The organism is Halomicrococcus pelagicus, from assembly GCF_050954125.1.
Window position 1 is genome coordinate 1 of the sequence record NZ_JBPBWC010000048.1, and the last position, 926, is coordinate 926.

Sequence of the window (926 nt, forward strand, 5' to 3'; positions counted from 1 at the left end):
GTAACAAGGTAGCCGTAGGGGAATCTGCGGCTGGATCACCTCCTAACACACGGGACCAGGCCGTCGCGCCTGGCCCATCTGCCACTTCACGTGGCAACGAGGGTTCCTCGACGACCTCGACCACGCTGCTGGTCGGGCACCTTTGAATTGCCAAGGCTAACGTATTTCTCGCCGTCAGGCGAGGTGGGCCCATAGCTCAGTGGTAGAGTGCCTCCTTTGCAAGGAGGATGCCCTGGGTTCGAATCCCAGTGGGTCCATAATCTCGGGCCGGAACGAATCGTTCCCCTTAAGTAGACTGGGGCGAAACGTTCAGGTCCGCGACGACCGATGCACCATCCCGTGAGAGCGTGGATGGGAAGGGTTCGACGCACGCTCCCCTTTACCACAGGGACGTGGCGATGACAACCGTATGTACGTGCAATCCAGACGTCCACTGGACCCGTTCACTCGGGTTCCAGTCCAACGACGAATCCAATAGCGTGGCTACTGTGCCAGCTGGTGGATGGCTCGGCTCGAGCGCCGACGACGGACGTGCCAAGCTGCGATAAGCCTGAGGGAGCCGCACGGAGGCGAAGAACTCAGGATCTCCGAATGGGAATCCCCACCGCAATTGCTTCGCGCAATGGGGAACGCCGGGAATTGAAACATCTCAGTACCGGCAGGAATAGAAACCAAACGGGATGTCGTGAGTAACGGCGAGTGAAAACGATCCAGTCCAAACCGAAGCCTTCGGGCAATGTGGTGTTAGGACTGGCTCTCATCACCGGAACGTTCTCGTGAAGTCTCCTGGAAAGGAGCGTGATACAGGGTGACAACCCCGTAACGTGAACAAGTATGGTGTGCGCCAGATCCAGAGTAATGAGGGTCGGATATCCCTCGTGAATATAGCGGACATCGACCGCTAAGACTAAACACGTCTCGAGACC

General features: G+C 57.8%; 1 tRNA gene and 1 rRNA gene. Both read left to right on the top strand.

What is annotated here, in order from left to right:
- Nucleotides 1-185: 185 nt before the first annotated feature.
- Nucleotides 186-257: transfer RNA gene (locus tag ACRYA2_RS26565), tRNA-Ala, on the top strand.
- 217 nt (nt 258-474) lie between these two features.
- Nucleotides 475-926, top strand: a 23S ribosomal RNA gene (locus ACRYA2_RS26570); the annotation flags it as partial.